This window comes from Streptomyces panaciradicis (genome assembly GCF_023516615.1).
In the GTDB taxonomy this organism is placed as follows: Bacteria; Actinomycetota; Actinomycetes; order Streptomycetales; family Streptomycetaceae; genus Streptomyces; species Streptomyces panaciradicis.
In genome coordinates, this window is sequence record NZ_JAMGBF010000359.1 from 1 (window position 1) to 318 (window position 318).

Sequence of the window (318 nt, forward strand, 5' to 3'; positions counted from 1 at the left end):
GCCGAGGCCGCGTCCGGCGGCGGCTCCGCCGAGGGCACGGACGTCGTCCTGCCCGCGCTCGGCGAGTCCGTCACCGAGGGCACCGTCACCCGCTGGCTGAAGTCGGTCGGCGACTCCGTCGAGGCCGACGAGCCGCTGCTCGAGGTCTCCACGGACAAGGTCGACACCGAGATCCCGGCGCCCACCTCCGGTGTGCTGCTGGAGATCACGGTCGGCGAGGACGAGACCGCCGAGGTCGGCGCCAAGCTCGCCGTCATCGGCGCCCCGGGCGCGGCTCCGGCCGCTGCCCCGGCGCCCGCCGCCCCGGCCCCCGCTGCC

1 protein-coding gene is annotated in these 318 nt (G+C 77.7%); it reads left to right on the plus strand.

Translation table 11 applies throughout. From position 1 onward, the window contains the following. Positions 1-318: biotin/lipoyl-containing protein (locus M8J74_RS44360; RefSeq protein WP_283949345.1), on the plus strand; the 318-nt coding region annotated here is incomplete at both ends.